Source organism: Streptomyces sp. NPDC054956 (assembly GCF_053609185.1).
This window is the reverse complement of record NZ_JBSGXB010000668.1, coordinates 1-1,063: the sequence shown is the minus strand read 5'-3', so window position 1 is coordinate 1,063 and position 1,063 is coordinate 1. Positions and strand designations below refer to the sequence as shown.

Here is a 1,063-nt window from a genome sequence, read left to right as displayed (position 1 = left end):
CCCTGCGGCTGACCCTGGACGACGCTTCGACGGTCGAGGCGGACCTGCTGCTGGTCGCCTCGGGCCGCCTCCCCAACAGCGACCGGCTGAACCTCGACGCCGCGGGCATCGCCACCCGTGACGACGGCCGCATCGTCGTCGACGCGTACCAGCGCACCACCGGGAAAGGCGTCTTCGCGCTCGGCGACATCTGCACACCGGTGCCCCTCAAGCACGTGGCCAACCACGAGGCGGAGGTCGTCGCCCACAACCTCCGCCACCCGGACGACCTGATCGCAGCCGACCGCGACCGGGTGCCCGCTGCCGTCTTCACCCGCCCCCAGATCGCCTCGATCGGCGCCACCGAGCAGGACTGCCGAGACCGGGGCCTGGACCCGCTGGTGGGTGAAGCCCGGTACGCGGACGTCGCCTACGGCTGGGCGATGGAGGACACCACCGGCTTCTGCAAGGTGCTGGCCGAACGCGGCACCGGCCGCCTGCTCGGCGCCCACCTGATGGGCCCGCAGGCCGCCACCCTCATCCAGCCCCTCGTCCTGGCGATGGCCCTGGGAATCGACGCGTCCACCGTGGCCAGGTCCCCGTACTGGATCCACCCGGCGCTCACCGAGGTCGTGGAGCAGGCCCTCCTCGACCTCGACCTGTGACGACGGTGCCGCCGGCGGCAAGGGGATCCTTCCGGGCCGGGCCCCACGTGCGTTGTCGAGCCGTTACCGGGTATCCGCGCGGCAGACAGGTCAGGCAAGCGGAGTACTCGAAGGAAAGGACACCCCGATGACGAAGACCCGGTCTCACGGCAGCACGTCCCTCCCCACCGCACAGGAACTCCGTCGGCAGTTCGCCCGCACGCGGACGGAACTCGGACGGACGGTCGAAGCGCTGTCCTCCAAGGCCGGCGTGTCAGGGCGCGCCCACGACGGGATGGCCGGCGTCAAGGGCCAGGTCGGGCGGGTCACCGCTCGGCTCCGGGATTCGGCCGCGCACGTCCGCCGGCTCGCGGCGGACAAGGACCTCGGCTCCGTGCGGGGGAAGGTGCGGGGCAAGGCAGTCCGGGCCGCGGCCGCGG

2 protein-coding genes are annotated in these 1,063 nt (G+C 72.6%); both read left to right on the top strand.

Annotated elements, in window-relative coordinates; genetic code table 11:
- Positions 1–644 (top strand): FAD-dependent oxidoreductase (locus tag ACWGDE_RS39170; protein WP_453393850.1); only part of this gene is annotated, 644 nt, incomplete at its 5' end.
- Between the two features lie 127 nt (positions 645–771).
- Positions 772–1,063, top strand: a 292-nt coding sequence (locus ACWGDE_RS39165; protein WP_453393849.1) for a DUF3618 domain-containing protein, incomplete at its 3' end; no start/stop codon positions are given.